The following is a 17,538-nucleotide window of genomic DNA, read 5'->3' on the forward strand; positions in this document are numbered from 1 at the left end:
AATCTATTTATCAGAATGGCTACCAATGGATGATCTCGACGAACGGCTCGTGACCCTTTTGAGGCATAACGGCAGACGCAGCATTTCCGATCTGGCGATCGAGACGGAAACCTCGCGCGCAACGGTACGCTCACGCATCGAAAAAATGGAAAATGACGGCACTATCATCGGTTACACCGTCATCCTGCGTGCCGATGCGGTGGAGGCGGCGATCCGCGGCATCATGATGATCGAGATTGAAGGACATGTGACGGACCGCGTCATCCGCACTCTCGGCGGTTTCCCGGAAATATCCGAAATCCACAGCACGAACGGCCGCTGGGACCTGATCGTAGAACTTAACGCCGCCACTCTCAGCGATTTCGACGCGGTGCTCCGCCGTATCCGCCTTGTCCCTGGCATTACCGGCAGCGAGACCAGCCTTCTGCTCTCCACCCCACGCTCCACCCGTGCGCGACTCTGACGCAGGAGACAGACGCAAAAGAGCGACGAAAACGCATTTTTCGATTTTTTCGACTTGCGCCCCGCAAGAAATCATCTATATGACGACCCACCAAAGCGAACGCGGTAACCCGCTTCGGGCTTTTGGGGAATAGTTCAATGGTAGAACGACGGACTCTGACTCCGTTAATCTTGGTTCGAGTCCAGGTTCCCCAGCCAAATTTCTCCAAACAAAATCAAATTGTTTCGAGCACTTGAGCTGCATCACCGCGCTCTGCCTATATCTGCCAACGTTGTGCGCGCGGCTCGATCCGACTAAGACATTTCCGTCTCCAGCTGGCCTTAGCCTCGATACACCACCGCCCCCCCAGTCATCCCCGCCCCTGCCGCCGTCAATAACAGCGTTTCACCCTCCGTGATGGGCCGCTCAGCATTGGAAACGGAAAGCGAAAGCGGAATAGTGGCGGCAGAAGAGTTGCCGAAGGTTTCGACTGTACGTACCGTCTTTTGCCGGTCGATGCCGATATTGCCGCAGACGGCATCGAACATGCGGGCATTGGCCTGATGCGGCACGAACCGCTGGATATCGGTGGCCGTCATTTCTGCGCGTTGCAGAGCGCGCTGTGAGGTCTGCGTCATTGTTGCGACGGCATGGGAAAAGACCTCGCGGCCGTCCCGCATCGTCATAAGGGTATCTTCAGCCTCTGTATCATTGGAAAAAGGCTGGCTGCTGCCGCCCGCCGCGATCTGGATCAGGTCGTAACCGCTCCCATCCGAAACGAGATCGGCAGACAAAAGGCCGCGCTGCGCATCCCGGCAGGGGACAAGCACGACGGCGCCGGCAGCATCGGCGAACAGAACCGCAGTTGCCCTTTCCGCCGGATTGATACGACGGCTCAAGATATTGGCGGCAACAACCAGCACCGCGCGGCCGTGGGTGCGGACAAAACCATCCGCAAGAGTGAGCGCATAAAGAAAACCGGAACAGGCCCCGGCAAGATCGATCGCCCCGGATTGTGTGAGGCCCAACCGGTGCGCAAGCAGCGGGGCCGAAGGCGGCAAAAGATGGTCTGGCGTGGACGTCGCAAGCAATGTCAGTGCGATATCCTCGGCGCCAATTCTCGCGTTTTCCAGTGCCATGCGGCCGGCTTTTTCGGCAAGGCCGCTCAGCGTCTCGCCCTCTTGCGCCCAATAACGTGTGCGGATCCCCGTCCGACGCTCTATCCAGCCAGCCTCCAGCCCAAGACGCGTCTCAATCTCGGCGTTGCGGACACATCGCGCTGGCACGGCATGCCCGAAGCCAGCCATGCGGGAAGAACGGGTCTGCATTGTCAGGCCTTTCGGAGACGGTTTTTGATCGCGGCCGCGCCGGGTTCTCCCGGAGCGGCTTCAGTCACGATCGAGGCCACTTCGTCCATGGCGTCAAAGGCGCGGGTGAGGTCTTGCGCCGTCGAACAATAGGGCGGCATCAGATAGAGCACATTGCCGAGCGGGCGGATGATGAGCCCGCGCTCGCGGAACAATTGCCGCATGCGTGGCCCCGCCTCCGCGAGATAACCGCCAGAGGGCACGACGAGGTCAAGCGCTGCGATGGTTCCAATCTGGCGCATGTTCGTGAAGCGCCTGTCATCCGCAAATCGCCCGAGATTGTCGCGCAGCACTTCTTGCAGTTGACCGATGCGCTGTACCACTGGCTCATCGCGCCAAACCTGCAGATTGGCGACAGCGGCAGCGCAGGCAATCGGATTGGCGGTGTAGGAACTCGAATGGAAAAAGGTCTTGCGGCGATCGGTCGAGAAGTGCGCGTCGAAGATTTCGCCACTGCACAAGGTCGCTGCCAACGGCAGGGAGCCACCGGTCAGCCCCTTGGAGGTGCACAGAATATCCGGTGAAACTCCCGCCTGCTCGCAGGCGAACATGGTTCCTGTCCGGCCCCAGCCCGTCATCACCTCGTCGGCGATGACAAGGCAACCGTAGCGTTCGGCAATTTGTTTCAGTCCGGCGAGAACTTCCGCGCGGTAAATCTTCATGCCACCGGCACCGAGAATAAGCGGCTCGATCAGCAAGGCGGCGACTCGGCCCAAACGACAAAAGCTCTCGAACATGTCGAGCGTCTCCTGCTCACAATCCGCTTCCGGAAAAGCAAGTCGGTCGACGCCGAATAGCAGTGGTTCATACGCAGCATTGAACACGCCGCGTTCGCCCGTCGACATGGCGCCGATCGTATCACCGTGGTAGCCGTGCTCCATGACCACGATGCGATCTCGCTTTTCACCGCAATTGTGAAAATAACCGAGCGCCATTTTCAGCGCCACTTCCACCGAGGTCGAACCGCTATCGGAATAAAACACATGTTCCAAGCCGGCAGGCGCGAGTTCGATCAGCCCTTTGGCCAGCGTTTCGGCCGGCTCGTGCGAAAACTCGGCGAAAATGATCTGGTCGAAGGTCTCGGTCGCTGCGCGGATGGCGGACATGATTGCCGGGTGCCGGTGGCCGTGAGTGATGACCCACCAGGATGAAATTGCATCGAACAACCGCTGGCCATCCTCATCGACCAGATAGGCGCCCTCCGCCGAGACGATGCGTTTCATCGGCGGTTCCAGCCCGTGCTGGGTGAAAGGATGCCAGACGCGGGAACGGCTCATGCCGGCACCTCCAGGAAATCAGCGAGATCGAATTGTTGAGCGAATGCATCGTGCAGCGCCTCGGCAGTCATCTCCGGTATGCGAGGCAAGCGGCCAAGCGAGCGAACTCGACCTATATCGGCGATAATGCGCTGATTTTCCCGGTTCTCATCACCGATGAAGACCACGCCGTGCACCGGAATGGCTCTCAGCCGCAGCGCCTCGAGCGACAGCAGCGTGTGGTTGATGGTGCCGAGTGAGGTTCTGGCGCACAGGATCAGCGGAATTCGCCAGCGGGCGAAAATATCGACAAACAGCAATGTGTCGGTCAGCGGCACCAGCAGACCGCCCGCCCCTTCGATCACCAGCGGCCCATCGGTTTCCGGCGGCAGCAAAAGCTCGGGCTCGATCGTGACATTGTCGAAGCGGGCCGAAAGATGCGGTGAGGCCGGCATTTTCAGGCGATAGGCCTCCGGCAGGATGCGCGCGCGCGGCACGCCACCCATCCGCTCCACCACCTCGCTGTCGGTCTCTTCCTCGAGCCCGGATTGCACCGGCTTCCAGTAATGGGCTTGCAATGCGTGAGTAAGCGCCGCAGAAAAAACCGTCTTACCGATACCCGTATCGGTGCCCGAGACGATGAAACGGAGGCTCATCGTTCCTCCTCCATGGCGAAGGCGAGCAGCCCGACCATATCGGCGATCTGGCTTTCCTCGACATTGAGCGTAATGGATATGCGCAGGCGTGCCGTGCCTTCCGGCACCGTTGGCGGGCGGATAGCGCGCACGTCGAAGCCGCCGTCTCGCATACGCGTGGCGATCTTCAGTGCACGCGCATTGTCACCAATCATCACCGGCAATATCTGCGAGCCGCCGGGCGTCACGCCCAGCCCGGATCGTAATTGTTCGCTGGCCAAATTTATCAGTTCTTCCAGACGGATGCGCCGCCAGGGCTCGTCGGCGACGATCCGCAAGGCCTCCCGCACAGCCGCCGCCATCAGCGGTGACGGCGCGGTCGAATAGATGAAACCGCGGGCGCGGTTGGTGAGGTAATCGGCAAGAACCGCAGGCAGACTGATAAGCGCGCCGGAAAGACCAAGCGCCTTGCCGCAGGTGTGCAGCGCCACGACATTACCGCGACCTTCCAGTTCAGCGGCCAGGCCGCGCCCGCCCGGCCCGAACACGCCGGTGGCATGCGCCTCATCGACGACGAGAAAGCCGCCATGTCGCCCGGCGAGGTCGGCAAGGGCCGCAACCGGCGCCCGGTCACCATCCATGGAATAGAGGCTCTCCACCGCGATCCACGGGCGACCTTTGCCGCCCGCCTGCCGCCATCGGTTTATTTCCCGTTCGAATGCCTCAACCTGATTATGCGGCACAGCGACCGCCTTCGCCTTGCCGGCGGCAATGCCGTCATGCACGCTGGCATGGATCAGCGCATCGTAGAGAACGAGGTCGTCCCGCAGCGGCAGTGCGGAAAAAAGTGCGACATTGGCGGCAAATCCGCTACCGAAATAGATCGCCCTCTCAGCGCCGAAAAATACCGCCGCCTCCGTTTCAAGCGCCTCATGTTCGGGATGGTTGCCGCGAAGCAGCCGCGAACCACCGGCACCCACAGGCACGCCGCTCTCGATTGCGTCAGTGATCGCCGCCTTCAGCCGGGGTGCATCGGCAAGCCCGAGATAGTCGTTGGAGGTGAAGTCGATACCCTGCCGGGGCGCTAGCGCCCGCAGGCGCGACTTGCGGTGCAGACCGGCAAGCTTCAGCTCATAGGCGGAGAGCGCCGACGAATTCACCGGGTCTCTCCCGCTTCCGCCGTTTGCAACGCCATCGGCTTCAGGCCCAGCCGCCGGAACAGCGCCGTATCGTGATCTTCCCCCGGATTATCCGCCGTCAGCAGCGTCTCGCCGACGAAGATGGAATTCGCCCCGGCCAGAAAACAGAGCGCCTGCGTCTCATCACTCATTTCGGTACGTCCGGCGGAAAGCCTCACATGCGAACGGGGCATGAGGATGCGCGCAAGCGCAATGGTGCGGACGAAGTCGATCGGATCAACCGGAGCGGCCTTGGCAAGCTTCGAGCCGGGGATCGGGATCAGCATGTTGATCGGCACGCTTTCCGGCGGAACCGGCAGATTAGCAAGGGTTACCAGCATGGAAATACGGTCCTCGACCGTTTCTCCCATGCCGAGAATGCCGCCGGCGCAGACCTTCATGCCGGCATCACGAACATTGGCGAGCGTTTCCAGCCGATCCTCGAAGGTGCGGGTGGTGATGATCTCCGAATAGAACCGCTCCGACGTATCGACGTTGTGATTGTAGTAATCTAGCCCGGCGTGAGCGAGACGTTCGGATTGTTCCGGCGTCAGCATGCCGAGTGTCATGCAGGTTTCCATGCCGAGCGACTTGACGCCTTCGACCATGGCCACCACCGCCTCCATGTCGCGCTCCTTAGGGTTGCGCCACGCCGCCCCCATGCAATAGCGCGTCGCCCCCGCCCTCTTTCGCCTTGCGCGCCTCTGCCAGAACTCGCTCCACCTCCATGAGTTTGGAAGCCTTCAGACCTGTTGGATTGCGGGCGGACTGGCTGCAATAACCACAATCCTCCGGGCAGCCGCCGGTCTTGATCGATAAAAGCCGGCTCATCTGGATGGCGTTGGCATCGAAATGGCGACGATGCACCTGCTGCGCCCGGAACAGGAGGTCATTAAATGGTAAATTATAGATAATTTTTGCTTCTTCGAGTGAAGAATCCACTTTGATTGAGGGGACTGGCGCCTGATTTTGTTCAATTTCCATAACAATCTGATCCATCCGGCGATTTTCCCTTCAAATAAATAGATAGAACTTATTTTTATCTATTTTTTTATCGGACCTTTTTGCAAGAACTTTTTTCGAGAAAAACGTCAGTCACCGGAGGTCGAAGAAATATGCGGGGTAAGACTGCGGCGTTTGGCTGCGGGGATTTAGCGAGTGGGAAAACGCCTTGCGGAAAAGACCCATGGCGCAAAAACGCCGCAATTGCTAAAGGTGAGGCATGATCACACTTCGTTCCGCCAACGCTCGCGACACGGCCCGCATCCTTGAAATATGGCGTAAGGCCGTAGACGATACCCATGATTTTCTTCACAGAGCGGATCGCGCCGCAATCGAGGAAGAAGTGACGGCTTTTCTTCCCGAGGCCGCTTTGATGCTCGCCGTCGATGCGTCGGATAAGCCTCTCGGGTTCATGTTTCTGCATGAAGGGCACATGGAAGCGCTTTTCATCGATCCGGATTATCACGGCAGAGGCATCGGCAAGGCGCTCGTGCAGGCAGCACTTGCCACACACCCCGCGCTGACCACCGATGTCAACGAACAGAATACGCAGGCCATGGGCTTTTATCGCCGGCTCGGTTTCAAGCCGACGGGACGCTCCGACCTCGACGGGCAGGGACGTCCCTATCCGCTCGTCCATCTTGGGTTTGGCGCAACCGAACAATAAGCCGGGGGGCCATGGCTCGTCTGGGGGGAGCAAGCCACGAACACCATCATCCGTTTCGCAACCGAGGATTTTCAGCCCGAGCACCGCTTCGACCAATGGCGCGAAGTGCGCGGCAAAAGCCTGTTTGGCGTAACCATCGAGCTTGCGCCGGATCGCCGCCAGGCCTTCAGCGGGTCGTTTCAGGCGCGCTCTGTTGCAGGCGCCGTCGTAAGCGAAATGCGCGCTTCCTCTTACCGGGTCAACCGCACGGAAGCCGATATTGCCCGCATTGCCGGCGACAGCCTCTGCATTGGCTTGCAGGTGAAGGGTTCGGGGTTGCTGCATGCCGGCCGAGACAGGATCCATGCCGTTAGCGGTGGTGATTTCACCATCAACTATTCGGACTTGCCCTATGACGCGATACCGGGCGGTGAGGCGGATTTTCACTACAAGATGCTCAAGATCCCCGTCGACGACGAAGTCATGCTTGGCCGACCGGCCGATGACCTGTTCGCCACGCGTTACGCCGACAAGACCGCCTTCTCCCGGCCGTTCCGGGCGCTCTTCAACGCGCTGAACGGCGAACACAGCAGGCTCATCGATTCCGTGCGCGATGTGACGCATATCGCTCGATTAGCCATAACGGCGCGTGGACGACTTTCGCCTGCAATGCCGGAAGTGCGCGCATCTTCAACTGGTTCGACGCGGGCGGGCTGCTGATGGACCGCCTGATCGCCGGGATCGACTGGGAAAAGCCGACAGAACAGGGCAGACACCTGACGGATGTGAAAACAGCATCGCAACTGGCGGCATCGCTCTCCCTTTCCCGAATCCATGTCAGGCGCAAGCTTGGCGCGGCCGAACTGATCGGCGGCATCGGCTGGAGCGGACGGAAGGGGCGTTCCGCTCTCTGGATCTCCACGGGCTTTTACGAGGAATATGCCCGCATGCAGGCACGTAAACTCCTCATTCTCGACGATGCCTTTATGGAGACAGTGTGAGGTTTAAGAACCGGCAGACGTGCTATTTATTGATGGTTATGAGCGATATCCATTGACAAACTTCAGGACTGCGGCTCTTCTACAGGGCATGCGTGGGATGTTGCGAACATCGAAATTGACGGCACTGCTGTTTCGACTGGTGATGATATTGTCACTGGCGGGATACAGCGTTTCCACCGTCAATGCCGCAATGCATGGTCCCGATACCGCGGAAATGCAGACCACCCAATCCGCCATGATGATGGATCACCGCGCGATGATGGACCATGGCGGTTCGGCCATGATGTCCAGCGACCACCATAATATGGATACGGCAGACCACGACAGCGGCGTCAAAAAGCCCGTGAAGCAGGAATGCTGCAACGATTTCTGTCTCGGCATGGCGGTGCTGATTGCGCATGACGCCCTTGGCGGACCAGTCGTCAATTCCATCCGTTCCTTCCTTGACGACAGCAAGACCGTGGGCCAGATCCCGCTGCTTCACCGTCCACCGAATATCTGAACAGGCAAAGCCCGCCTCTCGGGCAATGATCGTGCGTGAACGGCTTTAGCGCCGTCGCGCCGTTGCATCTCCTGTTCGGAAATTACCATGAACCCTATCTACATCGTGGTTGCAGCGCCCCTTTTGCTGGGCGGCTGCACAGCCACATCCTCGATGAACGAGGCCGCCTCGTATGAAGACGCGACAAACCCGTCGCTCGGCGTCACCCCTCTGCGTTATAAGACACCGGTCACAGGTTACTCGCACCGTGCTCCGGTGGACCCGAAGCCCTGGCGAAACCAGAACGATGCGCAGGCTCCGAAAGGAGACGCATCATGACGCTACGCGTGATCAAACTCACGGCCGTCCTTTCCGTCCCGCTCGTTCTTGGCGGCTGCGTCACGGCCGCCGACTACACCTCGAAGAACGCAGGCTTCACCACCGTTTCGGCCAGGGCGACCGAGGCGACAGGAAAGCAGACTGTCTGGATACAGAACCGGGCCGAGGCGCAGGCAACCGCAACCCGCGTCAAATCGCTGATGTCAGCGAAAACAATCGATGTCGAGACGGCAGTTCAGGTCGCGCTCCTCAACAACAAGGGCCTTCAGGCGGCCTATGCCGATCTGGGTGAATCGGCCGCAACCGCCTGGCAATCGACCATGCTGGTCAATCCGAGGGTCGGCATCGGATTGACGGGGATCGGCACTCCGGGGCTCCGGGCCTACAAGGCGATCGAGGGTGTGATCGTCACCAATATTCTGGCACTGGCCACGCTCAAACAGAATGTCGAGATTGCCGATACCGGCTTCCGAAAGGCGCAGCTCGCAGCCGCGCTGAAGACGTTGCAATTGGCGGCAGATACCCGCCGCGCCTGGATCACGGCGGTTGCTGCCTGGGAAAATGTCGGCCAGCTGGCTCAGGCCCAGACAGCCGCGGATGCCGCCTCGGAACTTGCGAGGAGGCTTGGCGAAGCAGGCTCGCTGAACAAGGAAGGCCAGGCTCGCGAGCAGGTCTTCTATGCCGAACTGACCGGCCAGATCGCCAAGGCGCGGCTTGAAGCCCGGCTTGCGAAGGAGGAACTGACAAGGCTGATGGGCCTGTGGGGCGCGGACATAGACTACTCCATCCCCAACCGCCTGCCCCAGCTTCCAAAGGATCTGGCCAAACGTGAGATGATCGAGGCTGAGGCGCTGCAGCGCCGGGTGGATTTGCAGATGGCGAAGCTCGATCTGGAATCGACCGCCCGGTCGTTCAAACTCACAGAAGCCACCCGATACGTTACCGATCTAGAACTTCGTTCCGGCTTCGAGACCGAACGCGAACTTGAAGACGGCGAAAAACACAAACAGACGACCGGCAATGCCGAGCTGGAATTCGTCATTCCGATCTTCGATTCCGGTCGGGCAAGAATGCGGGAATCCGAACTCGCCTATATGCGCGCAGCAAACCTGCTGGCCGAAAAAGCGGTCAATATCCGCTCCGAAGCCCGCTCCGCCTATCAGGCCTATCGCTCGAACTACGACATCGCCCGGCACTATCGCAACAGCGTGGTGCCGCTGCGGACCAAGATCGAGGAGGAGTCGCTGCTGACCTATAACGGCATGCTCACCAACACCTTCGAACTGCTCGCCGACAGCCGCGAAAAGGTCAATTCGAACCTGCTCGCCATCAATGCCAAACGTGACTTCTGGCTCGCGGAAGCCAGCCTTGCGCCCGCCATCTACGGCGGTGGCGCGGGTACGGCAGGCGCGGAGACCGAAGTTGCCGCCACTGGTGGCGGCAGCGGTGGCGGACACTGAGAAAGGAAACGACCATGTTCAATAGAAGAAACTTTCTGGGCGTCGGCGCCGCAATGGTCTCCACGGCGGCCTGGGCAAAGACATCGAATAGCAGCCTGCCGGAAGCAGCCGTGATGGAAACGGCAGCAACGCAAGCCCCCGTCAAGCCCACTACCGGTCCCGATTACAATCCGGTCGTCACCCTCAACGGCTGGACCCTGCCCTTCCGGATGAACAATGGCGTCAAGGAATTCCACCTTGTCGCCGAGCCGGTGGAACGCGAGATGGCGGAGGGCATGACCGCCCGCCTCTGGGGCTATAACGGCCAGTCACCCGGCCCGACCATCGAGGCCGTAGAAGGCGACCGGGTGCGGATTTTCGTGACCAACAAGCTGCCGGAACATACAACGGTCCACTGGCACGGCATGATCCTGCCATCAGGCATGGACGGTGTCGGCGGCCTGTCGCAACCGCATATCCCCGTTGGCAAGACCTTCGTCTACGAGTTCGATCTCGTGAAGTCCGGCACCTTCATGTACCACCCGCATTCAGACGAGATGGTGCAGATGGCGATGGGCATGATGGGCTTTTTCGTGGTCCATCCAAAGGACCCGACCTTCATGCCTGTTGATCGCGACTTCGTGTTCCTGATCAACGCCTTCGACATCAATCCCGGCTCCTACGTTCCGAAAATCATGACCATGACGGACTTCAATCTGTGGTCATGGAACAGCCGGGTATTTCCGGGCATCGATCCGCTGGTGGTCTCCAAGGACGACCGGGTGCGTGTCAGGGTCGGAAACCTGACCATGACCAACCACCCGATCCACATGCACGGTTATGATTTCGAGGTGACGTGCACCGATGGCGGCTGGGTGCGGCCCGAGGCCCGGTGGCCGGAGGTCAGCATCGACATCCCCGTCGGCGCCATGCGGGCCTATGAATTCGACGCCAAATATGTCGGCGACTGGGCGATCCATTGCCACAAGTCGCACCACACGATGAATGCGATGGGACACGATGTCCCGACCTTCATCGGCGTCGACAAGAAGACCGTCACCGAAAAGATCCGCAAGGTGCGGCCGGAATACATGCCGATGGGTACAGCCGGCATGGCCGATATGGGCGCGATGGAGATGGAAATCCCTGAGAACACCGTTCCCATGATGACCGGCTGGGGTCCGCACGGCCCCATCGAAATGGGCGGCATGTTCTCCGTGGTGAAGGTCCGCGAAGGCATCTCCGCGGGCGATTACTCAGATCCCGGCTGGTACCAAAACCCGCCCGGTACCCAGGCCTGGGAATGGACCGGCGACGTGCCGGATACCGAAAAGACCAATGATCCGAAAACACAGATAACGCCGAAACCGATGAAACACGGCTGATCGTGCAGACCATATCCCCACCAGAACCAAGGAAAAATTCGATGACCAGACTGAAACTTGCACTGCTTCTCACCGCTCTTGCCACACCCGCCTTCGCATCGGGCACCCACGGCGGCGGCCATGAAGCGATGGCGATCGGCGAACCCGGCGACAAATCCAAGGTAACCCAGACCATACAGGTCACCATGAAGGAAACGCCTGATGGCAAGATGCTGTTCACGCCCGCCAAGTTCGAATTTAAGAAGGGCAAGACCGTTCGCTTTGCCGTGAAGAATGTCGGCGAGCTGGACCATGAATTCATTCTCGACGAACAGAGCGCAAATCTGGAGCACAAGGCCGCCATGGCAAAGGCCCCGGAGATGGAACACGACAATCCGAACGCAATCAGCCTTGCGCCAGGCGAAAGCGGCGAAATCATCTGGAAATTCACCAATGACGGCATGTTCGAATTCGCCTGCCTGAAGCCCGGACATTACGAGGCCGGCATGCGCGGCGATCTCAAAGTTTCGGCCAAGTAACCAATCGAAAAAAGGAATCTGACCATGAAGACGATCGTTAAAATTACCCTTGCAGCCGCTTTGTTGCTTACAGCCCCCTTTGGCGCATTCGCACAGGAATTCACCAAGGGTACGGTGAAGAAGGTCGACGCCACCGCCAAGAAAGTCACCATCATTCATGAGGAACTGAAGAACCTTGACATGCCCGCCATGACGATGGTGTTCCGAGTCAAGGACGATGCCCTGCTCGCCAAGCTCAAGGAAGGCGCGAACATCGAGTTCATCGCCGAACGTGCGGATGGCAAGCTGGTCGTCGCCCAGGTGAAATAAGGCAGTCACCGTCTGCACATGCCCGTACCAGACCACAGGCACGGGCATGTGCGATTTGAGCAGGCGGCGGACGAACCCCGAACACAAATTTATTGCTCGGGGCATGACCTTTGTTCGGCGCTATGCCGTATTCCCATGAATTAGCGCAGAAACGCAGTGTCGATTGTGTCCGCATGCTTCGTGAACAGCCGATGCAGTGAGAGGAACACGGCGAGCATCAGTGGCCATGCAATCAGGACATCGGAGAGAAAATGTGCGCCCATAGCTGCCCTGTTTAGGGAGCAAAGCACGATGAACGGCATCAAGATCGCCGTGGCGCTCAGGCGGAATTTTTCCGGCAGGAAGATGATGAACGCCAGCAGGGCGATTGCCGACGCGCTTTCGCCGGATGGAAAGGAGCAGTTGCGCGAACAGCTGCCATCGAGGGAAAGAACGGGCGTAAAAAACAAATCCGCCCCGAATTCACTGATATGCCGCGGTCTGGCACGTCCGAACAGGTCTTTCAGCACATGCACGGTCGCACCCGGCCCAAGCGCATAAAAGGTGAGAACAAGTAGCAGTTTGTGAGGGCGGATGGCACGCCGCACGCCGGAGACAAATGGCGTGGCAAGGAGCAGGCAGACAAGCGTGGACAATAAAATGGCGGGAAGTGCGCGGTTCAGATCGCGGACGGAAATCAGGAATTGATCCTCGCCAAGACGAAAACCATCTGTCCAGAACCAGCGACTGGCGTCAAGATCGATATCCGGCCTGACAGTGAAGAAGACCATCATTGCAAGCGTGGTCGAAAGCGCGAGCAGAGATGGGCTGCCGGAAACCCATGCGAAAGTCTGGCGCGCCGTGGGGATGACGGCAAAGCGGAACTTCGGTTTTTCGGGCCGGCCTGGCCATTTCTGTTCGGTCTTATGGGAGAGATACTGGTGCATAGCCAGCTTTCTTCCGTAGAAATGTCAAGGTTCTGCGGAGGAAGTCCCAAGACTGAGAGGAAAAGCGTGCCTGCCGCATCTATCTCGTGAGACGGCTCTTGCCCGGCGCTTTGCGTCGGCTTAGCGTCCCGGCAATAAAGCGGTAATATCAGTAAGTTCGTAAGGTCAGCATGGACAAAGGGCTCATTCTCATCGTCGAAGACGACCCCGACATCATGCAGATTCTGGACGCCTATCTCATTCGTGACGGATACAGAACCGTTAGAGCCGGGGATGGCGAGACGGCCATGACGCATTTCTCCATGCTGCGGCCGGATCTCATTCTTCTCGACATCGGGCTACCGAAGCTCGATGGCATCGATGTGCTGACACGCATACGGCGGGAGCGTGATACACCGATCATCATGGTCACCGCCCTTGCCGAAGATATGGACAAGCTGACCGGTCTGCGCCTGGGTGCCGACGACTACATCGTCAAACCTTTCAACCCGCAGGAAATGGTCGCCCGGGTGAATGCCGTTCTAAAACGCTCGCGTCAGCCAACTGGCGGAGGGATCCTGCGTTTCGGCGCCATCGAAATAGATACCGAAGCTTACATCGCGGCTGTTTGCAGCGATGCGGGACGAACCGTTCTGCCGTTGACGCTCAGCGAATTCAGAATTCTTGCCCATATGACGCGTCGCCCCACCTATGCCTTTCAGCGGGCCGATCTTCTGGATGCCTGCCTGCCGGAAAGCGATGCGCTGGCACGCACGGTCGATACGCACATCGCCAATCTGCGTAAAAAACTGACGGATCACGGTGCTGGCGGTTATCTGGTGTCGGTGCGCAGCATCGGCTACCGGCTTGCCAGGGAGCAGACATCATGAGGTTCCGGCGGCTCCGCCTGCGCACGATGACGGCGATCACAATCACCACAATGCTCATCTTTGCGGTTGCGTTGGTCTATTTCGGCGTTTCCTGGTATTCGGACACCATTGAGGAGCGCATCCTTGCCCAACTGTCGCCTGATGCCGCCAAGGCTTTCTCGGATATTGACCGGGGCGTGATGCCGGATCAGAGCCAGCTTCAGGCCCTTATCGAGGTTTTACCGGGCCTGGAGGACCAGGCAGATAGCGAACTTCTCAAATCGGTGTTCCTCTTTGGATTGCTCGGTGTCTTCCTGTGCAGCTTGCTTGGTTATTTCATCTCCCGCCGCATTGCAGCACCTCTCGGCGAACTTGCCGACGCGGCGCGGCGCATGGCGACCGGCGACTTCAGCGGAGGCGCAAAGATCAAGGCGAGCCGCATCGCCGAAGTCGGATTTCTGGTCGACAGTTTCGAGACTTTGACGCAGGAGCTTCAGATGATGGAGCGCCGGTTGAAGTTCAACACCATGGCGGTAGCCCACGAGCTGCGCACCCCGCTGACCATCCTGCAAGGCCGTTTACACGGCATTGCCGATGACGTCTTTCCGCTCGACAAGCAGGCCATTCGCCACCTCATCGGCCATGTGGAAGGACTTGCGCGTCTCGTCGACGATCTGCGGACGCTTTCGCTGGCAGAAACCAACAGTCTCGTTACGGAGATGCGGCCACTCGATCTCGCTACCGAATGCGCGGCCGTGGCGGAGGCGGCACGGCCTCTTCTCGAAGAGGCAGGAATTCGTCTCGATATGTCGCTGCAGACGGCTCCCATTAGCGGCGACCCTCAACGCCTTCAACAGCTACTGCTCATCCTGATGGATAACGTACGCCGCTATGCGGCGAGCGGGAAGAGCCTCTTCTGCTCGACCGGAGTCCGGGAAGGACGTCCCTTCATAACAATCGAAGACAAGGGGCCGGGTTTTCCCCCCGGCATCGAGGCACACGGCATCGAACTCTTCTGGCGCACAGAGCCGTCGCGTGCACGTAAGACCGGTGGCACCGGCCTCGGCCTGTCGATTGCTCGAGCGATCGCAAGGGCGCATGACAGCGATTTGCAGATAGATCCGCGACAGGACGGCGGAACCGTCGTCACGGTTCTCTTCAAGGCGGCCTCCTGAAAAATCCCGGCGAGTTGATGCTCTCCCATGCGCGCTGACGGTGTGCTTCGTTGGGGCTTATTCCACGGTTCACCGCGCCAGGACTGCTGTCGGGAATAAGGTGATCGCAAATTTTCCCTACGCCGAATTATTTTCTATAAAATAGATAGAAAAAGAACGACCTGTCTTTCTTGAGGCGCTCCTCATGCCTAGTTTAGCTGTCATCATTGGTCGCCGTCAGGGAGGACCGATGTTGAGCGAAATCCCGTATCGATCCAGCAAACTGCACCGCTGCAATTGATACTGGCGCATTATCGGCCCGGTTGAATTGGAGGAAAAGGTGACACGATACGTTATCATTGGCGCAGGCGCGGTTGGCGCGAGCCTTGCCGCACAGTTCGAGCTTTCCGGCATCAAATATGCTCTGGTCGGACGCGGCGCACAAATTGCCTCCATCATTGAACAGGGGCTGAGCTACCAACGCCCCTCAGGCACGCAGCAAATAAGGCTGAACGCCTTCGACGTATCCGCTCCGCCGGACCTGGCGCCCGACGATATCCTGCTGCTGACCGTCAAAACGCAGGATGCGGCAGCCACTCTGGCAGACTGGTCATGGCGACAGGTATCCGGCGTGGAAGGTCTAACAGCCACGCAGTTGCCGGTGGTTACCTTTCAGAACGGTCTGGCGACGGAAGCGCTGGCGCTCAGGACCTTCGCCAATGTCTACGGCGCCAGTATTCTGACCCCTGCCCGGTTTACACAAACCGGCGCGGTTGCGGCGGCCGGCAATCCGCAGGTCGGCGTGGTCACGATCGGGCGCTTCCCGGCCGGTTCCGACGAAACGGCGAAGGAGATTGCCGCAGACCTCACACGCGCCAATTATCTTGCGGAAACCAGCAGCGATATCCGCCGCTGGAAATCGGCAAAACTGCTTCATAACGTCCGCAATGCGCTGGATCTGTTCGACGGAGAAGACGATCTGCGAGCATCGATCGCCGAAGCGCTGGTCAATGAAGCCCGCCAGACGCTTGAGGTAGCAGGCTACAATCTCGCCTCTCCCTCTGAACGGGCTGTCGATATTTCAGGCTGGAGCATCGCTCAAAACAGCGGCATTCAGCCCGGCCAGCAATCGACCTGGCAGAGCTTTGCCAGAGGCGCTTCCAGCGAGGTCGATTTTCTCAACGGTGAGATTGTGCTGCTCGGCCGTCTGCATAACGTCGCGACACCGTATAACGAGGCTATCCAGTCTCTTGGCGGCAGGCTGGCGCATCAGGGCGGCTTCTCGAGGGCGGTGCCGCTTGACGCGATCCTTTCTTTTGTCGGGCAGCTCCACGAGCGCGACAAAACCGGTCTCGCCGCCGCGCAATGATGCGTGCGACCTGTTCTTCCCATGAAACCACCAAGCTGAAGCGATAAAATGAGAGAAGCCATTCCAGACCAGATTCTCACCGCCGCCGGAGCGCTGTTTTATACCGAAGGTATCCGGGCGGTCGGTATCGACCGCATCATCGAAGAAGCGAAGGTCGCAAAAGCTACTCTCTATCGGCATTTTCCGTCCAAGGATCATCTTGTCGCGGCCTATCTTCAGGATCGCCACGATCGTGTCATTCGCTCGCTGAAGGATGTTCTGACGGCGACGATTGATCCAAGGGACCAGCTGCAGGTGATTTTCGAGCGGCTTTACGAGAAGGCCGACAGCCCTGAATTCAGGGGCTGTGCCTTTGCACTCGCGGTTGCCGAACACGGCGATTCCGAACGCGTCGTCACCGTGGCTCGAACCCACAAAAGAATGGTGCGGGATATTTTCGAGACCGTCATGTCGAAAGCGGGGGTGCGACTGGATCAGGCCGCCTCCCACCTTTCGCTTCTTTACGAAGGCGCACTTGCCACCGTCGCGGTCGGGCGCGATCCGCATGCCGTACTCATCGCCCGGGACTGTGCGCTCTCGGTGTTCGATCTCGCCACCGGCAAGATATCCTCAGGAGACAAGATATGACCAAGACCATCGACTATTTCTTCGGCATCGGCTCCCCCTGGGCCTTTCTCGGCCTGGATCCTTTCGCCGCGCTCGCTAACGAGCACAACGCCACGATACGGCCCTATGTCATCCCGCTGATCGAGGATAATGGCGCCATCTACTCACGCAACCGTCCGGAAGCGCGCCGCGCCTATTGGACGAAGGATTTGAAGCGATGGGCGGCGTTGCGCGGCAAGTCCCTTAACTTCGACAATCGCGCCGCCCTTTCCGATCCCACGCCGGCCGGCTTCATGGTCATTGCCGCGATCGATGCGGGCGAGGACTGGTTGAGGCTGACCAAGGCGCTTCAGGAAGCTTTCTGGGAAGGCGGCGAAGATATCGGCAATGCCGAAGTTCGCCGCGCAATCGCTGACAAGGCCGGTTTCGACGGTGCGGCGCTGGACGAACGCGGCGGAAGCGATGCCGTGGAAGCCATCCGGAAAGCCAATTATGAGGCCGCAAAGGCAGCCGGTGTGTTCGGGCTTCCGACATTCCGCTACGAGGACGAACTGTATTGGGGACAGGACAGCTTGCCCTTCCTCGAACGTCATCTCAAGGGCGAAAAACTGGCCGCCTGATCCCCGCCGAAAACCGG

Annotated in this window: 18 protein-coding genes, 1 tRNA gene and 3 pseudogenes; 16 read left to right on the plus strand and 6 right to left on the minus strand. The window is 59.3% G+C overall.

From position 1 onward, the window contains the following. The first annotated feature begins 25 nt into the window (after window positions 1–25). Together QE432_RS03765 and QE432_RS03770 are read left to right on the plus strand one after the other, a co-directional pair. A complete protein-coding gene (locus tag QE432_RS03765) occupies window positions 26–463 on the plus strand; it encodes an Lrp/AsnC family transcriptional regulator (RefSeq protein ID WP_004431612.1) in 438 nt (145 codons plus the stop codon). A 123-nt stretch (window positions 464–586) separates the two neighbouring features. Then, window positions 587–660: transfer RNA gene (locus tag QE432_RS03770), tRNA-Gln, on the plus strand. A gap of 123 nt (window positions 661–783) precedes the next feature. On the opposite strand, the gene QE432_RS03775 is transcribed toward QE432_RS03770, so the two are convergent. From QE432_RS03775 to bioB, 5 genes and pseudogenes are all read right to left on the minus strand, one after another. Then, window positions 784–1,770: a beta-ketoacyl-ACP synthase III gene (locus QE432_RS03775; protein ID WP_306623383.1), complete on the minus strand. Its 987-nt coding sequence runs from the start codon at window positions 1,768–1,770 to the stop codon at window positions 784–786. A 2-nt stretch (window positions 1,771–1,772) separates the two neighbouring features. After that, a complete protein-coding gene (locus QE432_RS03780; RefSeq protein ID WP_035199882.1) occupies window positions 1,773–3,086 on the minus strand; it encodes an adenosylmethionine--8-amino-7-oxononanoate transaminase in 1,314 nt (437 codons plus the stop codon). After that, the gene (gene bioD, locus QE432_RS03785) at window positions 3,083–3,721 is read right to left on the minus strand and encodes a dethiobiotin synthase (protein ID WP_035199880.1); all 639 of its coding nucleotides are present in this window, start codon (window positions 3,719–3,721) and stop codon (window positions 3,083–3,085) included. The genes QE432_RS03780 and bioD overlap by 4 nt, the downstream gene beginning before the upstream one ends. Then, window positions 3,718–4,860, minus strand: coding sequence for an 8-amino-7-oxononanoate synthase (locus QE432_RS03790; protein ID WP_035199877.1), 1,143 nt, complete (start codon window positions 4,858–4,860; stop codon window positions 3,718–3,720). The genes bioD and QE432_RS03790 overlap by 4 nt, the downstream gene beginning before the upstream one ends. Further along, window positions 4,857–5,862, minus strand: a pseudogene (gene bioB, locus QE432_RS03795) (biotin synthase BioB). The gene QE432_RS03790 and the pseudogene bioB overlap by 4 nt, the downstream one beginning before the upstream one ends. Window positions 5,863–6,100: 238 nt before the next feature. Here bioB and QE432_RS03800 point away from each other — a divergent pair. The 9 genes and pseudogenes from QE432_RS03800 to QE432_RS03840 all read left to right on the plus strand — a co-directional run bounded on the left by QE432_RS03800 (window position 6,101) and on the right by QE432_RS03840 (window position 11,998). Then, on the plus strand, window positions 6,101–6,547 hold the full coding sequence (locus QE432_RS03800; protein ID WP_035199874.1) for an acetyltransferase: 447 nt from the start codon (window positions 6,101–6,103) through the stop codon (window positions 6,545–6,547). Window positions 6,548–6,652: 105 nt separating this feature from the next. Next, a pseudogene (locus tag QE432_RS03805) lies at window positions 6,653–7,216 on the plus strand (AraC family ligand binding domain-containing protein); the annotation flags it as partial. After that, window positions 7,210–7,527, plus strand: a pseudogene (locus QE432_RS03810) (hypothetical protein); the annotation flags it as partial. The pseudogenes QE432_RS03805 and QE432_RS03810, both read left to right, overlap by 7 nt. Before the next feature lie 88 nt (window positions 7,528–7,615). Continuing rightward, the gene (locus tag QE432_RS03815) at window positions 7,616–8,029 is read left to right on the plus strand and encodes a hypothetical protein (protein ID WP_035199873.1); all 414 of its coding nucleotides are present in this window, start codon (window positions 7,616–7,618) and stop codon (window positions 8,027–8,029) included. 87 nt (window positions 8,030–8,116) lie between these two features. Next, a complete protein-coding gene (locus QE432_RS03820; RefSeq protein ID WP_019566580.1) occupies window positions 8,117–8,347 on the plus strand; it encodes a hypothetical protein in 231 nt (76 codons plus the stop codon). Further along, window positions 8,344–9,807 carry a TolC family protein gene (locus QE432_RS03825; protein WP_065703365.1) on the plus strand — a complete coding sequence of 488 codons (1,464 nt, stop codon included), beginning with the start codon at window positions 8,344–8,346 and terminating at the stop codon, window positions 9,805–9,807. The genes QE432_RS03820 and QE432_RS03825 overlap by 4 nt, the downstream gene beginning before the upstream one ends. Before the next feature lie 14 nt (window positions 9,808–9,821). Then, window positions 9,822–11,171 (plus strand): multicopper oxidase family protein, encoded by a 1,350-nt coding sequence (locus tag QE432_RS03830; protein WP_004431584.1) that lies wholly within the window; start codon window positions 9,822–9,824, stop codon window positions 11,169–11,171. A gap of 41 nt (window positions 11,172–11,212) precedes the next feature. Then, a complete protein-coding gene (locus QE432_RS03835) occupies window positions 11,213–11,689 on the plus strand; it encodes a cupredoxin domain-containing protein (RefSeq protein ID WP_004431582.1) in 477 nt (158 codons plus the stop codon). A gap of 24 nt (window positions 11,690–11,713) precedes the next feature. Beyond that, window positions 11,714–11,998 carry a copper-binding protein gene (locus tag QE432_RS03840; RefSeq protein ID WP_004431579.1) on the plus strand — a complete coding sequence of 95 codons (285 nt, stop codon included), beginning with the start codon at window positions 11,714–11,716 and terminating at the stop codon, window positions 11,996–11,998. A gap of 140 nt (window positions 11,999–12,138) precedes the next feature. Here the strand turns inward: QE432_RS03840 and QE432_RS03845 are convergent, their stop codons facing one another. Beyond that, complete coding sequence (locus QE432_RS03845) at window positions 12,139–12,924, minus strand: phosphatase PAP2 family protein (RefSeq protein ID WP_035199869.1); 786 nt, start codon at window positions 12,922–12,924, stop codon at window positions 12,139–12,141. Window positions 12,925–13,094: 170 nt separating this feature from the next. On the opposite strand from QE432_RS03845, the gene QE432_RS03850 reads away from it, so the two are divergent. The 5 genes from QE432_RS03850 (at window position 13,095) to QE432_RS03870 (ending at window position 17,521) form a co-directional block, all read left to right on the plus strand. Continuing rightward, the gene (locus QE432_RS03850; RefSeq protein WP_004431575.1) at window positions 13,095–13,793 is read left to right on the plus strand and encodes a response regulator; all 699 of its coding nucleotides are present in this window, start codon (window positions 13,095–13,097) and stop codon (window positions 13,791–13,793) included. Further along, window positions 13,790–14,947, plus strand: a complete 1,158-nt coding sequence (locus QE432_RS03855; protein ID WP_035199868.1) for an ATP-binding protein — start codon at window positions 13,790–13,792, stop codon at window positions 14,945–14,947. Before QE432_RS03850 ends, QE432_RS03855 begins: the two co-directional genes overlap by 4 nt. Before the next feature lie 319 nt (window positions 14,948–15,266). Next, a complete protein-coding gene (locus QE432_RS03860; RefSeq protein ID WP_035199867.1) occupies window positions 15,267–16,295 on the plus strand; it encodes a ketopantoate reductase family protein in 1,029 nt (342 codons plus the stop codon). A 48-nt stretch (window positions 16,296–16,343) separates the two neighbouring features. After that, entirely contained in the window at window positions 16,344–16,922 is a 579-nt protein-coding gene (locus tag QE432_RS03865) for a TetR/AcrR family transcriptional regulator (protein WP_004431568.1), read from the plus strand. Further along, window positions 16,919–17,521, plus strand: a complete 603-nt coding sequence (locus tag QE432_RS03870; protein WP_019566585.1) for a 2-hydroxychromene-2-carboxylate isomerase — start codon at window positions 16,919–16,921, stop codon at window positions 17,519–17,521. Before QE432_RS03865 ends, QE432_RS03870 begins: the two co-directional genes overlap by 4 nt. The last annotated feature ends 17 nt before the right edge of the window (window positions 17,522–17,538 follow it).

The sequence above is a fragment of the Agrobacterium sp. SORGH_AS_0745 genome (assembly GCF_030818995.1).
Taxonomy (GTDB): domain Bacteria; phylum Pseudomonadota; class Alphaproteobacteria; order Rhizobiales; family Rhizobiaceae; genus Agrobacterium; species Agrobacterium tumefaciens.

Excerpts from the sequence above, each read along its gene's own strand:
- QE432_RS03780 (WP_035199882.1), bottom strand. The coding sequence starts at position 3,086 with ATGAGCCGTTCCCGCGTCTGGCATCCTTTCACCCAGCACGGGCTGGAA.
- QE432_RS03855 (WP_035199868.1), top strand. The coding sequence starts at position 13,790 with ATGAGGTTCCGGCGGCTCCGCCTGCGCACGATGACGGCGATCACAATC.
- QE432_RS03840 (WP_004431579.1), top strand. The coding sequence starts at position 11,714 with ATGAAGACGATCGTTAAAATTACCCTTGCAGCCGCTTTGTTGCTTACA.
- QE432_RS03865 (WP_004431568.1), top strand. The coding sequence starts at position 16,344 with ATGAGAGAAGCCATTCCAGACCAGATTCTCACCGCCGCCGGAGCGCTG.
- QE432_RS03815 (WP_035199873.1), top strand. The coding sequence starts at position 7,616 with ATGCGTGGGATGTTGCGAACATCGAAATTGACGGCACTGCTGTTTCGA.
- QE432_RS03775 (WP_306623383.1), bottom strand. The coding sequence starts at position 1,770 with ATGCAGACCCGTTCTTCCCGCATGGCTGGCTTCGGGCATGCCGTGCCA.
- QE432_RS03835 (WP_004431582.1), top strand. The coding sequence starts at position 11,213 with ATGACCAGACTGAAACTTGCACTGCTTCTCACCGCTCTTGCCACACCC.
- QE432_RS03820 (WP_019566580.1), top strand. The coding sequence starts at position 8,117 with ATGAACCCTATCTACATCGTGGTTGCAGCGCCCCTTTTGCTGGGCGGC.
- QE432_RS03830 (WP_004431584.1), top strand. The coding sequence starts at position 9,822 with ATGTTCAATAGAAGAAACTTTCTGGGCGTCGGCGCCGCAATGGTCTCC.
- QE432_RS03850 (WP_004431575.1), top strand. The coding sequence starts at position 13,095 with ATGGACAAAGGGCTCATTCTCATCGTCGAAGACGACCCCGACATCATG.
- QE432_RS03845 (WP_035199869.1), bottom strand. The coding sequence starts at position 12,924 with ATGCACCAGTATCTCTCCCATAAGACCGAACAGAAATGGCCAGGCCGG.
- QE432_RS03765 (WP_004431612.1), top strand. The coding sequence starts at position 26 with ATGGATGATCTCGACGAACGGCTCGTGACCCTTTTGAGGCATAACGGC.
- QE432_RS03870 (WP_019566585.1), top strand. The coding sequence starts at position 16,919 with ATGACCAAGACCATCGACTATTTCTTCGGCATCGGCTCCCCCTGGGCC.
- QE432_RS03825 (WP_065703365.1), top strand. The coding sequence starts at position 8,344 with ATGACGCTACGCGTGATCAAACTCACGGCCGTCCTTTCCGTCCCGCTC.
- bioD (WP_035199880.1), bottom strand. The coding sequence starts at position 3,721 with ATGAGCCTCCGTTTCATCGTCTCGGGCACCGATACGGGTATCGGTAAG.
- QE432_RS03800 (WP_035199874.1), top strand. The coding sequence starts at position 6,101 with ATGATCACACTTCGTTCCGCCAACGCTCGCGACACGGCCCGCATCCTT.